The sequence below is a fragment of the Paenibacillus sp. FSL K6-2524 genome, from assembly GCF_038005525.1.
GTDB classification, from domain to species: Bacteria; Bacillota; Bacilli; order Paenibacillales; family Paenibacillaceae; genus Fontibacillus; species Fontibacillus anaericanus.
Genome location: NZ_JBBOSP010000001.1, coordinates 1,569,729 through 1,589,682 on the forward strand (window position 1 = coordinate 1,569,729; position 19,954 = coordinate 1,589,682).

The following is a 19,954-nucleotide window of genomic DNA, read 5'->3' on the forward strand; positions in this document are numbered from 1 at the left end:
TAAAGGGACCTGCACGTCAAAGTGATAGGATCACAGATATATTGGTTATAACAAGGAGAGAAAAACATATGAGATCGTTGTCGGTATTTTTTAGTGATTTAAAGGCTTCCTTTAAGAAGCCTAAGGTATTTATTCCAATAATTGTAGTTTTGTTTATTCCTGTGTTGTACAGTGGAATGTTTCTTACTGCATTTTGGGATCCATATAGCAAAATGAATGAGCTTCCTGTAGCTATTGTTAATCAGGATACGGGCGCTAACTATGAGGGTAAGTCACTCGAAGTTGGTAATGACCTTGTGGAAGAATTAAAGAAAAGTGATGATTTCTCCTGGAGGTTTGTCACCCGTGAAGAAGCGGCGGAAGGGATGGAGAATAACGAATACTATATGACAATCGTTATTCCAGAAAACTTCTCATCCAAGGCAACAACTTTGATGGATGAAAATCCAGAACCAGCTCAACTTATTTATGAGCCGAATGAGGGCTATAATTTCTTGGCCTCACAAATTGGTGGTACGGCTGTTAAAGAAATCAAAACCAAAGTTTCTGCAAAAGTGACTGAAGCGTATACTGAAACTTTGTTCGATCAAGTGGAGGAAATCTCCGGTGGATTGGGTGATGCAGGAACCGGGGCCAACACACTCAATGATGGAGCTGTGAAACTCGATGACGGTACACTGAAATTGAAAGAGAATTTGGCTAAATTAGTTGATGGAACAACTAAGCTGGAATCTGGAATTACTCCATTGAAAGATGGAGCAGGTACACTAAGCCAAGGAGCTCAAGATCTTCAAAAAGGTTCTTCTACTCTAGCAAGTGGGTTATATCAGTTAACTGCGGCAGGTCTGCAACTAGAAGATGGTGCTGTGAAGGCTAGTGCTGGCGGTAAGCAATTACAGGCAGGTCTGCAATCTTCCTTGGAAGGTGCGAATACACTTAGTGCCGGATTGAAATCTTCTGGCGAGGGTAGTGAGAAGTTAGTAGCGGGTCTCGAATCTTCAGTGCAAGGAACTGGAAAAGTAACTGAAGGTGCCAAAGCAGTAGCACAAGGGTTGGAGCAACTAACAAAAGCAAGTCCAGAGCTTGCAAGTAACCCTGCAGTGCAAAAACTGTTGGCAGCGAGCCAAGCGGTTGCAACGGGTAGTGAACAAGTGCTTCAAGGACAACAACAATTGTTGCAAGGCAGCAAAGATTTGAATGGTGCACAACAGCAATTACTACAAGGCAGTCAGAAGCTCTCTCAAGGACAGGAACAATTGCTACAAGGTGCAACGCAAGTGTCAGCAGGACAAGAGCAACTTGCAGCTGGATTGAAGCAGTTTAATGGTAAATTGTCAGAAGCTGCAACTGGTGGGAAAAAGCTTGCCGATGGTTCTGGTAAGCTCAGTATTGGTGCACAGCAAATCCAAGATGGTATGGACCAATTATCTGGTGGCGTAGGTACGCTTGCTAGTGGTTCTAAACAATTGGACAGTGGCGCTGGCGAATTGAAAGATGGTATGGATAAGCTTACAGAAGGTTCAGGAGAATTGGCTACTAAGCTGAACGAAGCTGCGGATAAAACTTCGAGCGTGAAGAAAACCGATGCACTTGTAAACATGTACGCTCAACCGATCGAAATTGAGGAACATAAAATTGATGAAGTACCGAACTACGGTACTGGATTCTCACCTTATTTCTTATCATTGGGACTCTTTATAGGTGCACTTATCTCTACACTAGTAGTTCCAATGCGGGGATCTGCTGTTGCAGATGCAACCGGATGGAATCGTTTTGTTAGCCGAGTGTTAGCTTTTAGTTTGATGAGTTTGATTCAATCAATTCTAGCCGCTATTCTGGTGTTGTATGTATTAGGTCTAGAAGTACAAAGTGTTCCACTCTTCTATTTGTTCACTTTCGTCACGAGTTTATGTTACATGTTTATCACTCAAGCGCTTGTAACTTGGCTTGAAAATCCAGGACGGTTCTTAGCAATCCTGATGCTAATCTTCCAATTAACGACCAGCGCGGGTACGTTCCCACTGGAACTAATTCCTAACTGGATGAAAGTATTTAACCCTTGGTTACCAATGACGTATAGTGTTAGTGGGTACAAAGCGGTTATCTCGAGTGGTCAATTCGGTGTCGCTTGGGGTCACATGGGCATTCTTATGATATTTGGACTGCTGTTCCTAGCACTAACACTGGTATACTTCCTACGTCATGATCGTAGTGAGGAAGAAGTTGGCAACGAAGCGATATTGAGTGCTTAATTAAAAAGGAAAAGAAAAAAGTTATAGGATTATGAAAGGTCCGTTTACTGGTGTTAAAGCCAGCGAACGGGCCTTTTTCGTTTCTTGTGAAGTTGTCAACAAATTCGCCGTAAAATTGTATCCATTAGTGCAAAAGAAAGAGAAAATAGTGCAAAAACTATGGAGCTATTTTCCGTTAGAATTAAAACAAAGGCAAACCGGATTTATTTGATGTAGAGAAAGGTAGTGTTCAAAATGAAACATACTGTGAACCCATCACGACAGGGACTTTATAATCCTTCATTTGAAAAAGACGCATGCGGCATGGGATTTGTGGCCCATATTAAAGGTGAGGCGTCTCATGAGATCGTGAGCCAAGCACTGACAATGTTAAGTAACATGGAGCACCGCGGTGGACAGGGGAGTGAACCCAATTCAGGCGACGGTGCAGGTATATTACTGCAAATCCCTCATCTGTTTTTCGCAGAAGAAACAAAAGGGCTCGGTTTTACTTTGCCTGGGCCAGGAGAGTATGGAGTAGGGATGTTATTTCTGCCACAGGATGAGACTATCCGCAAAGTACAGGAAGCACAACTCGCTAAGATTATTGAGGAGGAAGGGCAACACCTGCTCGGTTTTCGTACCGTTCCAACACGTGATGACATGCTCGGTAAATCGGCAAAGGAAGCAAAGCCGTTCGTTAGCCAGGTCTTTATTGCCCGCGGTGCTGGGCTAAGCAATAATCTCGATTTTGAACGTAAGTTGTATGTGATTCGTCGTCGTGCTGAACTTACGATTCGGTATGGTGGAGCGGATCAAGGAGATTCATTCTACGTATCAAGTTTATCTTGTCAGAAAGTAGTCTACAAAGGCATGCTCACAACTGAGCAGGTTGGGGAGTTCTATCTTGACTTACAGGATGAAAAATTAGAATCAGCGATCGCTATGGTCCATTCCCGTTTCAGCACAAATACGTTTCCAAGTTGGGAACGAGCACATCCATATCGGTTTATGATTCATAACGGTGAAATTAATACACTTCGCGGTAATGTGAATTGGATGCATGCACGGCAGTCGATGTTTGCAACCGAAGCTTTTGGTGATGATCTGGATAAGGTCAAACCTGTCATTAATCCGGACGGTTCGGATACCGCGATGTTTGATAATACATTTGAGTTTCTATACCTTAGTGGACGCTCCCTGCCCCATGTCGCTATGATGATGGTACCGGAGCCGTGGAGTACGGATAGTTATATGGATAAAGATAAAAAAGCGTTCTACGAATATCATAGCTCGCTGATGGAGCCATGGGACGGGCCTGCGGCTATGGGGTTCACGGATGGGGTCCAAATCGGGGCGATTCTAGATCGGAACGGACTCCGACCTGCGCGTTATTATGTAACAAAGGACGATTTGATCGTATTGTCTTCGGAGGTAGGAGTACTCGATATTCCGGCGGAAAATGTGCTGTATAAAGACCGTCTTCGTCCGGGGCGTATGTTACTTGTAGACACCAAAGAAGGACGGATTATCTCGGATGAAGAGGTGAAAACTTCTATCGCTAGAGAGAACCCGTATCGTCAGTGGCTTGATGAGCATCTTATTGCACTGAAGGATCTACCGGCAGCTCCGGAACTTCCGCAGGGAGGACATGACGATATCGTACGTCGTCAGATGGCATTTGGATTTACTTTTGAAGATTTGCGTAAAGTGTTGGAGCCCATGGCGTTGACTGGAGTCGAAGGTCTAGCATCCATGGGATATGATGCACCACTTGCTGTATTGTCGGATCGTCCGCAAAGACTTTACAATTATTTCAAGCAAATGTTCGCTCAAGTAACGAACCCTCCTATTGATGCCATTCGGGAGGAACTTGTGACTTCGACTATAACAACGATAGGTCCTGAGCGAAACCTGCTCAATCCAGAGCCGGAGAGTTGTCGACAAATTACACTGGACGGTCCTATTTTATCCAATGAAGATTTTGCGAAGCTACGTCATGTTCAGCGTCCGGGATTTAATTCGATGACGTTTCCGATTTTGTTTCCAGCAAATGAAGGAGCAGAAGGGCTTGCGGTGGCTATTACTTCACTTTGTGAAGCGGCGGATCAAGCTATTGCCAATGGTCATAACATTCTAATCTTATCCGATCGTGGTATGGATATGGAGAATGCTGCTATTCCTGCATTGCTGGCTGTATCTAGTTTGCATCATCATCTTATTCTTCAAGAGACAAGAACCAAAGTCAGCATCTTGCTCGAAACTGGGGAACCACGGGAAGTTCATCACTTTGCGCTATTGTTAGGCTATGGAGTCAGCGCAGTGAATCCTTATTTAGCATTTGAGACACTGGGCGATATGATTTCGCAGCGAATGTTACAAGGCATTTCACATGAAAAGGCGATTAAGAACTTTATCAAAGCCGCGACCAAGGGTGTTATCAAAACATTGTCGAAGATGGGGATATCGACGATTCAATCGTACCGGGGAGCGCAAATATTTGAGGCTGTTGGTCTCAATGATTCGTTCGTGGATAAATACTTCACTTGGACCCCAACCCGCATTGGTGGGATTGGTCTTGAAGAAGTTGCTGAGGAGACACTTACTCATCACTTCAGAGCTTTCACAGATAAAGATGGAAATGATAAAGTACTTGATTCCGGTGGGAATTTCCAATGGAGAAGTGACGGAGAGGAACACTTATTTAATCCACAAACCGTCCATTTACTGCAACAATCCGTTCGCACTGGTGATTATGAATTGTACAAGAAATTCGCCAGTCTCGTACAGGGTGAGGATAAGAAGCATCTAACTCTACGTTCTTTACTTGATCTGAAACCGGTGGGCCCAAAAGTACCGATTGAAGAAGTAGAATCGGCCGCTTCAATTGTGCGTCGCTTTAAGACAGGTGCGATGTCTTTCGGCTCAATTAGTAAGGAAGCACATGAGACGATAGCTATCGCGATGAACCGCATCGGTGGCAAGAGCAATACGGGGGAAGGCGGGGAGGATCCGGCACGATTTATACCTGATAGCAATGGGGATTTACGTCGGAGTGCTATTAAGCAGGTGGCATCAGGGCGATTTGGGGTAACGTCGCACTATTTAGTGAATGCAGATGAAATACAAATCAAGATGGCACAGGGAGCGAAACCGGGCGAAGGTGGGCAACTTCCGGGTAAAAAGGTATATCCTTGGGTAGCGGAAGTACGTGGGTCAACCCCTGGGGTTGGGCTCATATCGCCTCCTCCACATCATGACATTTATTCCATTGAAGACTTAGCTGAACTAATCTACGATCTGAAGAACGCGAATCAGCGTGCTCGTATCAACGTGAAGCTCGTGTCTGAAGCTGGAGTGGGTACGATCGCAGCTGGTGTAGCAAAGGGACGTGCAGATGTAATTCTCGTGAGTGGTTATGATGGCGGTACGGGTGCTTCGCCGCAGAGTTCGATCCGTCACGCAGGTCTACCATGGGAACTAGGTCTGGCTGAGACACATCAGACGCTTATGTTGAACAATTTGCGTGATCGTGTCGTGCTGGAGACAGATGGTAAAATGCTTAGTGGCCGTGATATCGCTGTTGCTGCTTTACTTGGTGCAGAAGAATACGGCTTCTCCACAGCACCGCTTGTAGCAGTGGGCTGCATTATGATGCGTGTCTGTCAATTGGATACTTGTCCGGTTGGAGTGGCAACGCAGAATCCAGAGCTGCGGAAGAACTTTGCTGGGGACCCACAGCATGTGGTTAATTTTATGACCTTTGTAGCCGAAGATTTACGTGAATGGATGTCTGAACTCGGGTTCCGAAGTCTGCAAGACATGATTGGCCGTACCGATTGTTTGAGCGCGGTTAAGGCGGTTGATCATTGGAAGAAGAAGGGGGTAGATCTCACACCACTGTTGCATGTGCCAGTACAGAGTGAAGGAAGTAGTCGCTATTGTACACAACAACAGAATCATGCACTGAATGAGACGCTTGATGTTACAAAGTTATTAGATCTAGCTGCGCCTGCATTAGAGCGCGGGGAAGCCGTTAGCGCTAACTTGTCGATCTGTAACGTGAATCGGGCTACAGGGACTCTATTAGGCAGTGAAGTGACACGTATCTACGGCGCAGCAGGTTTGCCAGAGGACACGATCCAATTCTCTTTCGAAGGATCAGCAGGTTTAAGCTTTGGTGCATTCGTGCCCAAAGGCATGACACTTACTGTAGAGGGCGATACCAATGATTATACTGGTAAAGGACTGTCGGGCGGGAAGGTGATCGTGAAACCTTCAGTTCATGCAACGTTTGCCGCAGAAGAGAATATTATTGTTGGTAACACTTCGTTTTATGGAGCGACTAGTGGCGAGGCTTATGTACGTGGTATTGCTGGAGAACGGTTTGCGGTACGTAACTCAGGTGCGAACATCGTCGTTGAAGGTGTTGGGGACCATGGCTGCGAGTATATGACCGGTGGAGTAGTGGTTGTTCTTGGGGGAACAGGCCGTAACTTTGCTGCCGGCATGTCGGGTGGTATTGCCTACGTACTAGATACGGATGGTGAGCTAGTCAATCGGTGCAATCATGAAATGGTATTATTGGAGAGAGTTCAAGATACTGCCGAAGCCGAAGAAATTCAAAGACTAATTAGTCGTCATACTCTCTACACAGATAGTCCAGTGGGTCAGCAGGTGTTGGATAACTGGAACGAGTATCTTCCGAAGTTCGTACGTGTTATTCCTAAGGACTATAAAGTGATGCTAGAGCAAATTCGTAAATTTCAGGACGATGGTTTACAAGGAGAAGCTGCACTGCTTGCTGCCTTTGAAGCAAGTACTCGGGAATTAGCTTGCTCGGGAAAATAAGCAGATAAATAGACAAGAAATTACAAACCGGAGATACCCTGCCCTTAATAAGGTCGAGGTGTCTTCGGTTTGTGCGTTTTAGATATAGGACTGCTCGTTTTTTTAATTTGCATTCAATATATGATAAACTGGCAAGAATGATGTTTATGAGTGAGTGTAAATCTCACCAAGGTAGGGAGTGTGAAATATAGAATGCAGAAAAAACCTGTCGTCCAGATCAAAGGTGTAAGTAAAAGGATAGGTTCCAAAACGCTAATTGATAATTTAACGCTAGATATTCCAGCGGGTCAGGTGTTTGGATTTCTGGGTCCTAATGGGGCCGGGAAGACAACAACCATTCGGATGATGGTGGGGTTAATGTCCATTACCCAGGGGGATATCCTGATTCAAGGTTCCAGTATTAAGGAGGAATTTGAGCAGGCCATATCCCATGTAGGTGCTATTGTTGAGAATCCTGAAATGTATAAGTTTCTTACGGGTTATCAGAATCTACTGCATTATGCCCGGATGTCACCCGGGGTTACTGAGCAGAGGATTATGGAAGCAGTAGAGCGCGTGGGTATGCAGCATCGAATTCACGATAAAGTGAAGACCTATTCGCTTGGCATGCGCCAGCGGCTAGGTGTGGCTCAGGCTATTTTACACAAACCCAAGCTCTTGATTCTGGACGAGCCTACCAATGGTCTTGATCCGCAAGGTATTCGCGAGCTTCGTGATTATTTAAGAGAATTGTCGAGGGAAGAGGGAACCACGGTTTTTGTATCAAGCCATTTACTGTCGGAAATGGAGCTAATGTGTGATACGGTTGCTGTCATTCAACAAGGGCGTCTTATTGATATCAAAGAACTTAAATCAGGAGACAGTGAGAACGAACTGCATGAAATTGCTTTCGAAGTCAATGATCCACAGCGAGCAAAAGCGATTATCGGGGAAGGTAGAATCGAAGAGAACCGTCTTATTGTAAATGCGAAACGGGAGTCAACACCCGAGATTAATGCGAAGTTGGTTATGTCGGGTATTTCAGTATTTGGAATATATACTGTTAAACACTCACTGGAAGATCAGTTTTTGGAGATAACAGGGGGTGGGCATATTGGGTGATTTTCTAAAGCTTGTACAGAATGAGAATATGAAAATTTATCGTCGGTTGCGCACCTGGATCATGTTTGGACTAACCGCGTTACTTACGATAATGTTCGGAGTATTGTTTTCTCTTGAGGGTGGTTCCACGGTCTTGAGCGCTTGGGATGTCATATCACAGTTGTTCTTTCTCTATTTTCTCGCCACTATTTTCTCTGTTATTGTTGCTTCTGACATTGTGGCCGGTGAGTTTACTTGGGGGACCATCAAGCTGTTGCTTATTCGTCCGTGGACTCGTACCAAAGTGCTACTATCCAAGCTAATAGCGGTACTGCTATTTACGATTGCGTTAACGGTTGTATTTATGATCGCGGCGATGGCGATCTCGTTTCTTCTTTTTCATAAAGAGTCTTCAGATATCTTTGCTCAAGGAGACAGCCCGTTGCGATATATTATGGAGAGTTTGTTGTACAAATATATCGATCTCGTAGTCATTACCGTGTTCTCGTTTATGATCTCCACGGTATTTCGGTCGGGTGGAATCGCCATCGGGCTATCGATGTTTATTCTGTTTACGGGAAATATTTTTACTATGCTGTTTAGTCCAGCACGGTATTCATGGGCGAAATATGTTTTGTTTGTCAATATGGATCTAGGCCAATATATGGGGCAAGGCGCTATTACACCAGCGGCGGGTATGAGCCTAGCGTTCTCCTCCTGGATACTGGCGGCCTATGTGCTACTGTTCTTAGTTATCTCATGGATTGTGTTCAAAAAGAGAGATGTTGCCGCTTAAACGATTCTAGGGTTTACGGTGCCCAGTTTAATCAGTTCAGTTCGAAGCAAGGAATTATCCTGCTTCGGACTGAACTTCTTTTTTTTTCTTTTCTTTGATATTCGGAACAGGGGTGGGTGCGTTCTCCATTTTGCTACTCCCATTGAGAATGCCGCCTTCTAAAATAATGAGATTATTAACATGCACATTTCCAACGATCTTACCGTTTTTTGTAATCGTCAGTCTTCCTTGTGTTGAGATATCTCCACTCACTTTCCCAGCAACAATTACATTCGCAGCTATGATATTGGATATGGCTTCTCCGGTCTCACCAACAATGACATCCCCGGCGCAATGAATCTCCCCCTGAAAATTACCCTCAATCCGTAAGTTGGCATCACATTCAAGTTTACCTTCGGCGCTACTACCTTGGCCAATTAATGTATCCGTAGTCTGATATATTTTTTTATTTTGTTTAAACAATGTGCATTATCCTCTCTTATAAATCAGATTTATTGTTTAAGGAAGGGCATAGGATCAATAGGCTTATTCTGTTTAACGATTTCGAAATGCAGATGGGATCCTGTACTTCTTCCCGTATTACCAACTTTTCCAATGGTTTGTCCCTTGGTTACGATGTCCCCTGCAGAGACGTCGATATCGCTGAGATGTAAATACCAGCTTTCAAGTCCATCGGGGTGCTGTATGACGATATATTTACCGTGCGAACTATCTCTATCTGTCGTTAAGACTTGACCAGCACCGGCGGCATATACGGGATCGCCAATCTTACCTGAGATGTCGATACCCGAATGAAAGGCGGCTTTACCCGTGAATGGATCGGTGCGGTAGCCGAAGCTAGAGGTTAGCCTCTTGGAAGGAGTAGGCCATTCCGAAGGGTTCCCCGTCAGAGAGTATTGAGTTTGTGTAGCTCTTATGAGCGTCACGGGAACATTTTTCTCCATCTCATCCAGCATGGAATTCATTTCGCGAAAATCGTCGCCAGTCTCCTTAGCTAAGTCGTCAATTTCGTTGTCATGGACAGCGATGTATTCTCCCCCGATACCTAATGAATCCGTATCATCCAAGGATAAGGCGGATAAATTGCTGAGGTCCCCCTGTGTACCGTATTTGTTTATAAATTCTTGGAGTTCAGCCTCAAGTTCTACAACCTTTTCCATCCGGTCCATCATCCCTTTCGATTGTCCGGATAGTGTAACAACCTCGTTCTGGAGTCGCTGAATAGCTTCGTCTCGGTCAGTTACAACTGCTTCGAACTGGATGCTCTGTTGTTGTAGTTGGCCCTCAAGCTGTGTAATGGTACGGTTCGAATTTATATGCATACTGACGATTAGACCAGAGATAGATAGTAGGGCAACCATCGGGACTGCGACGATAAGCGGCTTGGATACACGGACTTGTTTGACAGGCTGATTTGCGTCTCGGAGAACTAGCAACGTCATCTGATTTGATAAACTAGCACTTTTCATGGCATCTCCTTCCCATACTTTAATAGCTTCTATAACTTATCTATTCTCGGGTCTCTTAAAACATGTCAAAAAAAAGAGATATCGAATACCCACAGCAGCTAGGGAAATGAATAATTTATAAACGGTGGTTAATGCTTATTGAAGGGGAGGCGAAGTGGATGGTTTGGCTGATCATAATTTTACTTGGTTTTATTTATCAGATAGCTACAATCTTATTCTTGGAATTTCGCAATCCTCCTAAAGCTATGGCTTGGATGTTTATTCTGTTTCTGGTCCCGTTTATTGGTTTCATCCTCTACTATTTCGTGGCACAGGATTATAAGAAACGGAGAAAACTTCGTCGTCAAGGAACACGAATATTCCAGGAAATAAAGCCTGTATTATGGAAGCAATCGACGATTGTGACTTCTCCTGAAGAGATGACCAATCCCGACTTTACTAGTCAAGGTCGACTATTTGAACTACTCACTCATGTATCCGAAAGTCCGATTACGGGATGTAACGAAACGGTGATCTTGAGTCAAGTAGAGAAGGCTTATGCGGCAATGATTGCTGCGATGGAGGCAGCTAAAGATCATATACACATGGAGTTCTATATCTTTCGAAGTGATGTTATCGGTACTCGCTTTCAGGAGGTCATGATTCGTAAGGCTAGAGAAGGTGTGAAGGTACGGATGATATGCGATGGATTAGGAAGCTATAATCTGAAACACTACTTTATTAAACAACTTGAGGAAGCGGGGATAGAGATACATTTGTTTCTTCCGCCTTGGATTGCGATTCTAGACCGTAGGGTGAATTATCGCAATCACCGTAAAATATTGGTGGTCGATGGAACGGTTGGATTTGTTGGTGGGCTTAATGTGGGTGATGAATATTTAGGGTTGGCATCGAAGCTTGGTTATTGGCGAGATACTCATCTTCAAATGAACGGCGATGCGGTCTATTTTCTACAAAATACATTTCTAGCGGATTGGCAACTTGCTTCTGGTGAAAAGGTGTATGATCCCAAACTATATCCTGAACACCAATGTGTCAGAAACGAGCGGGCACAAGTCTTGACCAGCGGGCCAGATCAACATTGGGATGCTATCCAAGAATTGATCTTTGGGGCGATTGCCGCAGCAAAACAGCGTATTTGGATTACTTCGCCCTATTTCATCCCTGACCCTAGTATTCGCACTGCTCTGAAAGTGGCAGCTGTTAGTGGTGTAGAGGTGATAATTATTATTCCATATCACTCAGATAGTTGGTTAGTGCATCTAGCATCACTCTCTTATGTGGAAGAACTACTACAAGTTGGAGTGAAGTTTTATCAGTACACTCAAGGGTTTATTCATGCCAAGGTGATGATAGTGGACGATTTAATGGCCACGGTCGGTACGGCTAACATGGATATGCGCAGTTTCTTCTATAACTTTGAAATGATCGCGATTCTGTTTGATGCTGTTCCAATTGAGAAACTGGTGTGGGACTTTCAGAATGATCTGACAGAGTGCCGTCCAATTACTTCACGAGAATTCTCGCGTCGCCGGCGTCTACAGAAGGGAGCGGAGATGCTAGCAAGACTGCTGTCTCCTCTCCTATAACCTGCGATTCCCCTGATTAGGAATGGGACAAATTTTGTAGATGCTTCAATATGAGTTCAACCGATTGTGGCGCGACCGATTGGAATAGATCTCCATGAACTTTTAAACGTTCACCTATATTGAGCAAGTTGAATTCAGCAGGATGGGGATCAAGTGCTACTTCCTCCCAAGTTAAAGGTGTTGAGACACTTGCAGCAACGCGGGCGCGAGGGGTATAAGGAGATGCCAATGTTTTTCCTGCGTAATGCTGTAAATAGTCGAAGTAGATTTTATCGCCGCGGTCCTTCTTGAATCGTTCGATAGTGAACAATTTAGGATGTTTCTCGGTTACATAGCGGGCCACGAAATGGCCAATGGAACGGAGCTGCTCAAAGGTGACTCCGTACTTGACGGGGACGATAATCTGGACTCCCGTGGCTCCTGAAGTTTTGGGTACAGAGCTAAGTCCTAATGAAGATAGAACTTCTCCGACATGGAGGGCGGCTTCCATGATCCGAGGCTCATCCTCTACTGAAGGATCTAGGTCAATGATCCACTCACAAGGTAGCGTCTCTCCGACAAAATGCAAGGATGGATGAAACTCAATAGAGGCCAAATTTCCCAGCCATAATAGGGTGGGAAGGTTATTCATTACGACATAACGAATGTTCTCGTGCAGAATTGTTTTTACGTAAAGAGGTAAGGGTTCTGGTGCGTTCTTCTGATAGAAAAATTTACTGTGTATTCCTCCGGGATACCGGATCGTCGTTAAGAGGCGATTATGACAGTAGCGGAGTAAATAGGGGGATAGTTCGGTAAGCTTTTCTAAATAAATCATTTTGCTAATCCCAACCTCGGGCCATAACAACTTATCTGGATTAGTTACCGATACCTCTTCGCCTTCGATGGTGATGGTGCCTTTTATACTTCTTGGCATGTAGCTAACTCCTTTCAAGTTCTCAGAGCTTTTTGATTTTTTGAACGCTAATTATGGAAGGATCAATGCTTTGAATGTAGGGTGACCTGTTGAACGGAAAACTATGAGTAGGGATGAGGGAATGGAAATCCGGAGCCAAGGGCAAACTTTTGGGAAATAGGGATGAGTATGAGGTGTTGAGGTATGGAATTGAAGCCAGTAACTCCTTTTGAGCCGTTGCGTACTGAGGTGATCCCCAGTGGAAGCAACTGGGTTGCTCAGGTTAAGTGGGATGGTGTAAGAATACTAACCTACTATGATGGACATGAGACCCGGCTCATTAATCGCAAAGGGAACGAGCGTAGTAGGCAGTATCCTGAATTTATCGATGTACCATCATATTGTCAGGCACATTCCGTCATTTTGGACGGAGAGATGATCGCTTTGGCAGGAGGGAAACCGTCTTTTCACGAGATTATGAAACGCGACAGTTTGCGGAGGGAACAGGAAATTTCATTCGCTGTAGGGCGGACTTTGGCTATATATATGATATTTGATATTTTGTATTATAACGGGCAATGGGTAACGAATGAGACACTTGAACATCGACAACAGCTGCTGCAAAATATAATCACTCCGCATTCTGCGTTACAACTCGTTCCTAATGTACAGGATGGTGAGGCTCTGTTTACTGTGATGAAGGAGCGAGGCTGGGAGGGCATGGTTTGCAAGCGATTGGATAGTAGCTACCTGATTGGTGGGAAGGATTCCAGATGGCAGAAGTTAAAGCTCGGTTACGATTTGTATGCAGTAATTGGTGGCGTGACTTATCGAGATGGGATCGTGAATGCTCTATTGCTTGGACTATACAACCAAGAAGGGAATTTTATTTATATTGGACATGCTGGAGGCGGTAAGTTAAAAGTTGCGGATTTGCGTGAGCTTACGGAGATCATCCAAACCATGATTAGAGAAACCGCTCCGTTTGTTAATCAACCTCAGCGTGTTAAAGGGGCCATATGGGTTCAACCGACCCTTAGTGTAAAGGTGCAATTTATGGAATGGACCCCCGGTGGGACCATGCGTCATCCTGTTATTCAGGGAATGGCTACTGTGCCACCGGAGATGTGTGTCGTTACACAAATAGAGTAACCTTTGTTTATGAGATTGTTTTGTTAGCCGCCTTGCTTCCAGTCCTGCGTTTGGGTTTGGGGACTATGGCGGCTTTTTGGTCTGTATCAGCTTCAGCGGATTTCGTAGTTGCTGCTTTACGTGTCCGCTTTTTCGGGGCGGGACCGGGGTCAGTGGCAATGACGGGTTTGACGGCTTGAATGCTAGCTTGTAGCGCGGCCATCAAGTCAATTACATTACTCTCCGGTTTGGCAGGGGCAAGACTAATCTCTTCACCAGCCACTTTTTGTTCAATAAGCTTCAACAAACTTCCCCGATAATCATCGGTATATTTATCCGGATGAAACGGAGTAGACAGTTGCTCAATTAGTAGCTTAGCCATGGATAGTTCCTTTTCATTGACAACGGCACCTTCAGGCAGATTAGGCACTTGTGAAATAGGCCGAATTTCATCCGGGTAGAAAATAGTCTCCACCGCCAAACATCCGTCCATGACACGAATGGCTGCTAGGCTACTTTTGGAGCGAATGGCGATTTTGGCGATGCCAATCTTACCACTTTGCCGCATGGCTTCGAGCAGGAGTTGATAGGCATTCGAACCGGCTTGATCGGGAGAAAGGTAATACGTCTTCTGGAAGTAGATTGGATCAATTTCTTCCAAATCAACAAAATCCAAGATGGTGATACTCTTCTGGGATTGAGCGGAGAGTTGCTCTAATTCTTCCTTTTCAAATAGTACGTATTTCCCCTTTTCGTATTCATACCCCTTTGAAATTTCACCCCATTCGACATCGACATCACAAGTTGGGCAACGTCTGACATAGGCAAGGGGGCTGCCGCATTTTTTATGAATGTATTTCATTGAAATGTCTTTGTCTTCAGTTGCAGAGAACATTTTAACTGGAACATGTACTAGCCCAAAGCTGATGGCTCCTTTCCAGACGGTGTGCATATAGACGGAACCCCTTTCTTAAAGGATGATTTGATTAGTTGTCTTCATTAGTATGGTTACAAAATGTATTTCTATGTTCTGGGTTGCCGAGTGTACTGATTGCTTCGGTCCTTGCGGGTCCTGCGATGGACCGATATAATGGGGACATACGTTTTTTTGTTAGTACGGTAAGCATTTCAGTAAACCGCTAAGAGGGTATTCTCACTTTAGTTGGCGGTTGATTAAAAGGTGGTAAAAACGGAAATGGAATTTGATAAAGCTTCTGCACAATTTGTATATGAAGCGCAAGATTTGAATGGAACGGAGAAGTTGGCGGCGTTTCTTGCGAACAAAGCTGAACCAGGGACTGTTATTGCGCTGGATGGGGATTTAGGAGCAGGGAAAACGGCCTTTGCCCAGTTGTTCGCTAAGCATTTGAACGTAAAGGACACAGTGAACAGTCCAACTTTTACACTGATTAAGGAATATGAAGGCCGATTGCCTTTTTATCATATGGATGTCTATCGGCTGTCCCAGGCAGAAGCAGATGAACTTGGGCTGGATGAATATTTTTATGGACATGGTGTGACGCTGGTGGAATGGGCTAGTCTGATTGAGGATATTCTTCCACCGGAGATACTGCACATTTATGTGGAGACGGTGACAGAGAATAAGCGGCGGATGACTTTGATCGGGCGTGGTAAACGCTATGAACAATGGACGAAGATTCTGAAAGAAAATGGGGTTTAACAAAAAATGAATAATCACGAACAACAACCGCTGCAGCGGTTATTGGCGTTTGATACATCGACGTCCTCTTTGGCGGTTGCCGTTATGGAGAATGACAGGCTGCTAGCGCAAGTGAATATCCTTGCTGAACGTAATCATTCAGCATTCTTAGTTACTGCAATTCAAGATTGTCTGGATGCAGCAGGGGTAAGCCGAAGAGACTTGGATGGAATTGCTGTAGGCGTGGGTCCAGGTTCATACACAGGGATCCGGATTGCGGTAACTACGGCTAAGACACTGGCATGGGCGTTACAACTGCCCGTAATTGGGTTATCAAGTTTGGAATCAACAGCGCTTGGCGGCTGGGCGAACGGTACGAAGCAGGATGCAACGAGCATCAAGCCACTGCCTGTTGAGTCGAACGTGGATGATGGGGTAACCCATTCGGATGAGGACTGGATCATACCTCTAGTAGATGCAAGGCGTGGGCAAGTATATACTGCACTCTTTGCTGCGAAGGAAGGAAATTTACCACGTCGTTTGGAGAAAGATGCGGTCCGGCTCATGGACGTTTGGTGTCAGGAACTGGCTGCAAGGATTATGGCGCTGACCCCGGAGCAAAGACCAAGCACTGTATGGTTTGTTGGCGAAACTGCGCAGCATGAAGCTGCAGCGGAAGAACTACGTAATCTGCTAGGAGAAAGCCTTCATATTATGTCTTATGAGTTAGAGGGTATATGGGTTGGACTTTGTGGTGCGGATCACTTCTTAACGGGCGAAAGAGCAGATGTACATTCTTTGGAGCCTAATTATACTCAATTGGCTGAGGCGGAAGCTGTTCGGCTTCGCAACGCATAGGGAGGAATTGAAGTATGGCCGCGTTAAAGGCAATAGATCCAGAAGATATTATTCTCCGTAATATGACGATGGAAGATATACCGGATATTATGCTCATTGAGCATGAAGCATTTTCATTGCCTTGGAGTGAGGAAGCCTTCCGCAATGAATTGACGCATAATCATTTTGCACGTTACCTTGTGATGGAACATGAAGGTAGCCTGATTGGATATGCAGGCATGTGGAATATCGTGGATGAATCTCACGTTACGAATATTGCAATAAGGACCGTCTATCGTGGACTAGGTTTAGGTAAAAGACTCCTAAGAGCAATGATGGATTGGGCGATTGAACTCGGTATGCTTCGGATGACGTTGGAAGTGCGAATTTCTAATATAGCCGCCCAATCATTGTATAGTAAGTTTGGTTTCTATCCTGTGGGCACTCGGAAGGGCTATTATTCCGATAATCATGAGGACGCGGTGATCATGTGGTGTGAACTACCACAGCGGGAGTACGGTGAAGAAGAGGAAGGAAGCGAATGGGACTAATGAATTTAGAATCAGCTGTTGAGATGAACATAGATGAGCAACAAGACTGCTATATTCTGGCGGTCGAGACAAGCTGTGATGAAACTTCAGCAGCCGTTGTAAAGAATGGGAACGTGGTATTGTCGAATGTAATTGCAAGTCAGATTGAAACACACAAAGCCTTTGGTGGGGTTGTGCCGGAGGTAGCTTCACGTAAGCACGTGGAGAGCATTACTCTGATTCTAGAAGAGGCGATTCAGCAGGCAGGGATCCCACCAGAGAAACTGTCAGCTATCGCAGTTACGGAAGGTCCGGGACTTGTAGGTGCATTGCTCGTTGGGATTATGGCTGCAAAAAGTCTTGCTTTCGCACTCGACAAACCACTGATAGGAACGCATCATATTGCGGGTCATATCTATGCAAATCAACTAACCAATGAGATTCTCTATCCTTGTATGGCGCTTGTTGTGTCTGGTGGGCATACGGAACTTGTATTGATGGAGAAAGAAGGAAGCTTTAAGCTTATCGGCCGGACCCGAGATGATGCTGTAGGAGAAGCCTATGATAAAGTCGCACGAGCCCTCGGATTCCCTTATCCAGGAGGACCCTATGTAGACAAGCTTGCTTGTGAATCTGAGGAAGTAGAAACTTTACCGCGCGCTTGGCTCGAACCAGGTAGTTATGATTTTAGCTTCAGTGGTCTGAAATCGGCTGTGTTGAACACGGTTAATCAGCACCGGATGCGCGGGGAGGATGAGTTTCATCCGGCTATTGCACGCGGATTCCAGGAATCCGTGATTGAAGTGTTAGTGGAAAAGGCCGTCCGAGCAATACGAGAGACTAGTGCGGTACAGCTTCTATTGTGTGGCGGGGTTGCAGCTAACCGTGGTCTGCGTACAGCCTTGAGCGAGCGTTGTGAGCAGGAAAAAATCCCACTCTTGATTCCACCACTTGTCTACTGCACAGATAACGCTGCTATGATTGGTGCTGCGGCTTACTTGAAATGGAAGAATGGTGAATTCTCAAACCTAGCGCTTAAGGCGGAGCCTTCGCTATCGTTAGAGGAATGGTCGGTAGCAACATAGTTAATTTGTCTAAATCATCTTGTTCAATAGATGTAAAAGAGGCCCGCATTCGGTTGGAGAACCGTTGTGCGAGCCTCTTTCAATTTGTCAGGCATCATAATTAACAATTAGGGGTTGAAACAGTTTGACTACCAAGTCTTATAAGTAACTTCTTCTTCTACCTGTTTAGCATTCCCTTTCACAGGGGCGGCAGGTTCGGCGATTGCTGCGGCGACTTCTAACTTAGCTGCTTCGGATTGAGTTAAGTTCTCCATCTGGCTATTTCCTTCAAATATACTACCTTCCTCTATAGAAAGAGTAGTTGATTTGATGTTGCCATATAGCTTGCCTTTGGAAGTAATGGATAACTTGCTTCTTGCTTGCACGTTTCCGGTCACAGTACCAGCAATAATGATATTTCTAGCAATAATATTGGAGTGGACTTGTCCATTCTCGCCGACAGTGACATCACCCTCGCAATCGATATCTCCAGTAATTTGTCCTTCTACCCGAATCCCAGCATCGGATTTAATTTTTCCTTCAAAAATACTCCCTGTACCAATTATCGTATCCGTCGTATTAGGGTCCAGCTTTACATCCTTACTTTTACTTTTACTCTTAAACATTACAATCCAACGTCCTCTCCAGGCTTACTTAAGTATATTTCGGGGTTAATTGTTGATCCGTTCTTAACAACTTCAAAATGCAAGTGAGGCCCTGTGCTTCGACCCGTTGAACCAAGTTGTCCTATGGTATCACCTTGGTTGACCTTCGTTCCTTTGGTTGTTGTAACGATTTTCATATGAAGGTAATTGGTCTCTAGTCCTGAAGGATGAGAGATCGTTACAAAATTTCCGCGAGCGGAGCTATATCCAACTTCCGTAACCGTTCCGTTTGCAGCAGCGTATATGGGATCCCCGGTTTGTCCACCAATATCCAGTCCACTGTGGAGTGTAAGCCTTCCGGTGAAGGGATCTTTACGACTTCCAAAGTCAGATGTAGTTCTTGTTGAAATCGTAGGCCAGAAGGTTGGGAGAATGGTCATCATTTTCTTGTAGTCTTCGATGGTTACTTTTGCCTTCTCCAATCGAGCTTGTAAGTCAGGCATTTCAGTCAGTGAATTACTAATGCTCTCTTTCGTCTCTTGGATCAGGGAAAGAACATCCTCATCGGATAAAGGGATATCTTCACCGCCCATCCCATCACTTTCCTCCAGAGAATCTTGAGAAGGTTCTGAGGAGAGTTTAACATTTGAGCTAGCTAGTTTATCCGTACTACTACCACTAGTGATGGATTTCAGTTCAGCTTCAAGCGTCTCCAGTTCAATCATTTTTGCTTCGATACTCTTGGACTTCTCGGAAAGCTCGAGTAATTCGGATAGCAATTTATCAATGGCCTTTTCTTTGTCGTCAACTGTAGTTTGAAGACGATCTGAGGAACGAGAGAGTTCCGTTTCTAGAGAAGTAATTACATTTGAGTTACCTCTATTTATGGATAACAATACCATGGATATGATGAACAGAACTATCACTGTGGTAGAGGCTACTATCAGGGTAGTTGAACGTAGTTTAAAACGGAATACCGGGTTCGTGCCCTCTGGCACAATCATAATGGTATACCGCTTGTTAGTAGGTTTAAACCTCAATTTCATTGTACATTTCCTCCTGAATACATCGGTGATGAGTCAATGATGAACACCATTTAACTATACTTTGTGGGATTAATTTCCTTGCGCCACTTAACTTTATTCGGCAAATAGTCTGAAATACCTTCTATTTCGAAAAAAATGTTCCAGAATTTTTGGCAAAAGAAGGATTTTGT

General features: G+C 44.7%; 16 protein-coding genes. 10 read left to right on the forward strand and 6 right to left on the reverse strand.

Annotation, left to right across the window (positions count from 1 at the left end):
- Positions 1–68 precede the first annotated feature (68 nt).
- The 4 genes from NST85_RS06815 (at position 69) to NST85_RS06830 (ending at position 8,958) form a co-directional block, all read left to right on the forward strand.
- Positions 69–2,252, forward strand: a complete 2,184-nt coding sequence (locus NST85_RS06815) for a YhgE/Pip domain-containing protein (RefSeq protein WP_341188918.1) — start codon at positions 69–71, stop codon at positions 2,250–2,252.
- A 234-nt stretch (positions 2,253–2,486) separates the two neighbouring features.
- Positions 2,487–7,082 carry a glutamate synthase large subunit gene (gene gltB, locus NST85_RS06820; RefSeq protein ID WP_341188919.1) on the forward strand — a complete coding sequence of 1,532 codons (4,596 nt, stop codon included), beginning with the start codon at positions 2,487–2,489 and terminating at the stop codon, positions 7,080–7,082.
- A 192-nt stretch (positions 7,083–7,274) separates the two neighbouring features.
- Positions 7,275–8,183: an ABC transporter ATP-binding protein gene (locus NST85_RS06825; RefSeq protein ID WP_341188920.1), complete on the forward strand. Its 909-nt coding sequence runs from the start codon at positions 7,275–7,277 to the stop codon at positions 8,181–8,183.
- Positions 8,167–8,958, forward strand: coding sequence for an ABC transporter permease (locus tag NST85_RS06830; protein WP_341188921.1), 792 nt, complete (start codon positions 8,167–8,169; stop codon positions 8,956–8,958). Before NST85_RS06825 ends, NST85_RS06830 begins: the two co-directional genes overlap by 17 nt.
- Before the next feature lie 54 nt (positions 8,959–9,012).
- Here NST85_RS06830 and NST85_RS06835 read toward each other — a convergent pair whose 3' ends face one another.
- The gene (locus NST85_RS06835) at positions 9,013–9,420 is read right to left on the reverse strand and encodes a bactofilin family protein (RefSeq protein ID WP_127192054.1); all 408 of its coding nucleotides are present in this window, start codon (positions 9,418–9,420) and stop codon (positions 9,013–9,015) included.
- A 29-nt stretch (positions 9,421–9,449) separates the two neighbouring features.
- On the reverse strand, positions 9,450–10,427 hold the full coding sequence (locus NST85_RS06840) for a peptidoglycan DD-metalloendopeptidase family protein (RefSeq protein WP_341188922.1): 978 nt from the start codon (positions 10,425–10,427) through the stop codon (positions 9,450–9,452).
- A 158-nt stretch (positions 10,428–10,585) separates the two neighbouring features.
- On the opposite strand from NST85_RS06840, the gene cls reads away from it, so the two are divergent.
- Positions 10,586–12,016 (forward strand): cardiolipin synthase, encoded by a 1,431-nt coding sequence (gene cls, locus NST85_RS06845; RefSeq protein ID WP_127192052.1) that lies wholly within the window; start codon positions 10,586–10,588, stop codon positions 12,014–12,016.
- Positions 12,017–12,032: 16 nt separating this feature from the next.
- Here cls and ligD read toward each other — a convergent pair whose 3' ends face one another.
- Positions 12,033–12,932 (reverse strand): non-homologous end-joining DNA ligase, encoded by a 900-nt coding sequence (gene ligD, locus NST85_RS06850; RefSeq protein WP_341188923.1) that lies wholly within the window; start codon positions 12,930–12,932, stop codon positions 12,033–12,035.
- Between the two features lie 183 nt (positions 12,933–13,115).
- Here ligD and NST85_RS06855 point away from each other — a divergent pair, with 183 nt between their 5' ends.
- Positions 13,116–14,063, forward strand: coding sequence for an ATP-dependent DNA ligase (locus tag NST85_RS06855; protein ID WP_127192050.1), 948 nt, complete (start codon positions 13,116–13,118; stop codon positions 14,061–14,063).
- 7 nt (positions 14,064–14,070) lie between these two features.
- Here NST85_RS06855 and ku read toward each other — a convergent pair whose 3' ends face one another.
- Entirely contained in the window at positions 14,071–14,994 is a 924-nt protein-coding gene (gene ku, locus NST85_RS06860) for a non-homologous end joining protein Ku (RefSeq protein ID WP_127192049.1), read from the reverse strand.
- A gap of 243 nt (positions 14,995–15,237) precedes the next feature.
- Here ku and tsaE point away from each other — a divergent pair, with 243 nt between their 5' ends.
- From tsaE to tsaD, 4 genes are read left to right on the forward strand one after another with little or no spacing between them, the layout of a single operon-like run.
- Positions 15,238–15,723 (forward strand): tRNA (adenosine(37)-N6)-threonylcarbamoyltransferase complex ATPase subunit type 1 TsaE, encoded by a 486-nt coding sequence (gene tsaE, locus NST85_RS06865; RefSeq protein ID WP_127192048.1) that lies wholly within the window; start codon positions 15,238–15,240, stop codon positions 15,721–15,723.
- Between the two features lie 6 nt (positions 15,724–15,729).
- Positions 15,730–16,560: a tRNA (adenosine(37)-N6)-threonylcarbamoyltransferase complex dimerization subunit type 1 TsaB gene (gene tsaB, locus NST85_RS06870; RefSeq protein WP_341188924.1), complete on the forward strand. Its 831-nt coding sequence runs from the start codon at positions 15,730–15,732 to the stop codon at positions 16,558–16,560.
- Positions 16,561–16,574: 14 nt separating this feature from the next.
- The gene (gene rimI, locus NST85_RS06875) at positions 16,575–17,090 is read left to right on the forward strand and encodes a ribosomal protein S18-alanine N-acetyltransferase (protein WP_341188925.1); all 516 of its coding nucleotides are present in this window, start codon (positions 16,575–16,577) and stop codon (positions 17,088–17,090) included.
- Positions 17,090–18,154, forward strand: coding sequence for a tRNA (adenosine(37)-N6)-threonylcarbamoyltransferase complex transferase subunit TsaD (gene tsaD, locus NST85_RS06880; protein ID WP_341191085.1), 1,065 nt, complete (start codon positions 17,090–17,092; stop codon positions 18,152–18,154). Before rimI ends, tsaD begins: the two co-directional genes overlap by 1 nt.
- A 128-nt stretch (positions 18,155–18,282) precedes the next feature.
- On the opposite strand, the gene NST85_RS06885 is transcribed toward tsaD, so the two are convergent.
- On the reverse strand, positions 18,283–18,759 hold the full coding sequence (locus NST85_RS06885; protein WP_341188926.1) for a bactofilin family protein: 477 nt from the start codon (positions 18,757–18,759) through the stop codon (positions 18,283–18,285).
- Entirely contained in the window at positions 18,759–19,784 is a 1,026-nt protein-coding gene (locus NST85_RS06890; RefSeq protein WP_341188927.1) for a M23 family metallopeptidase, read from the reverse strand. Before NST85_RS06890 ends, NST85_RS06885 begins: the two co-directional genes overlap by 1 nt.
- Positions 19,785–19,954: the final 170 nt, after the last annotated feature.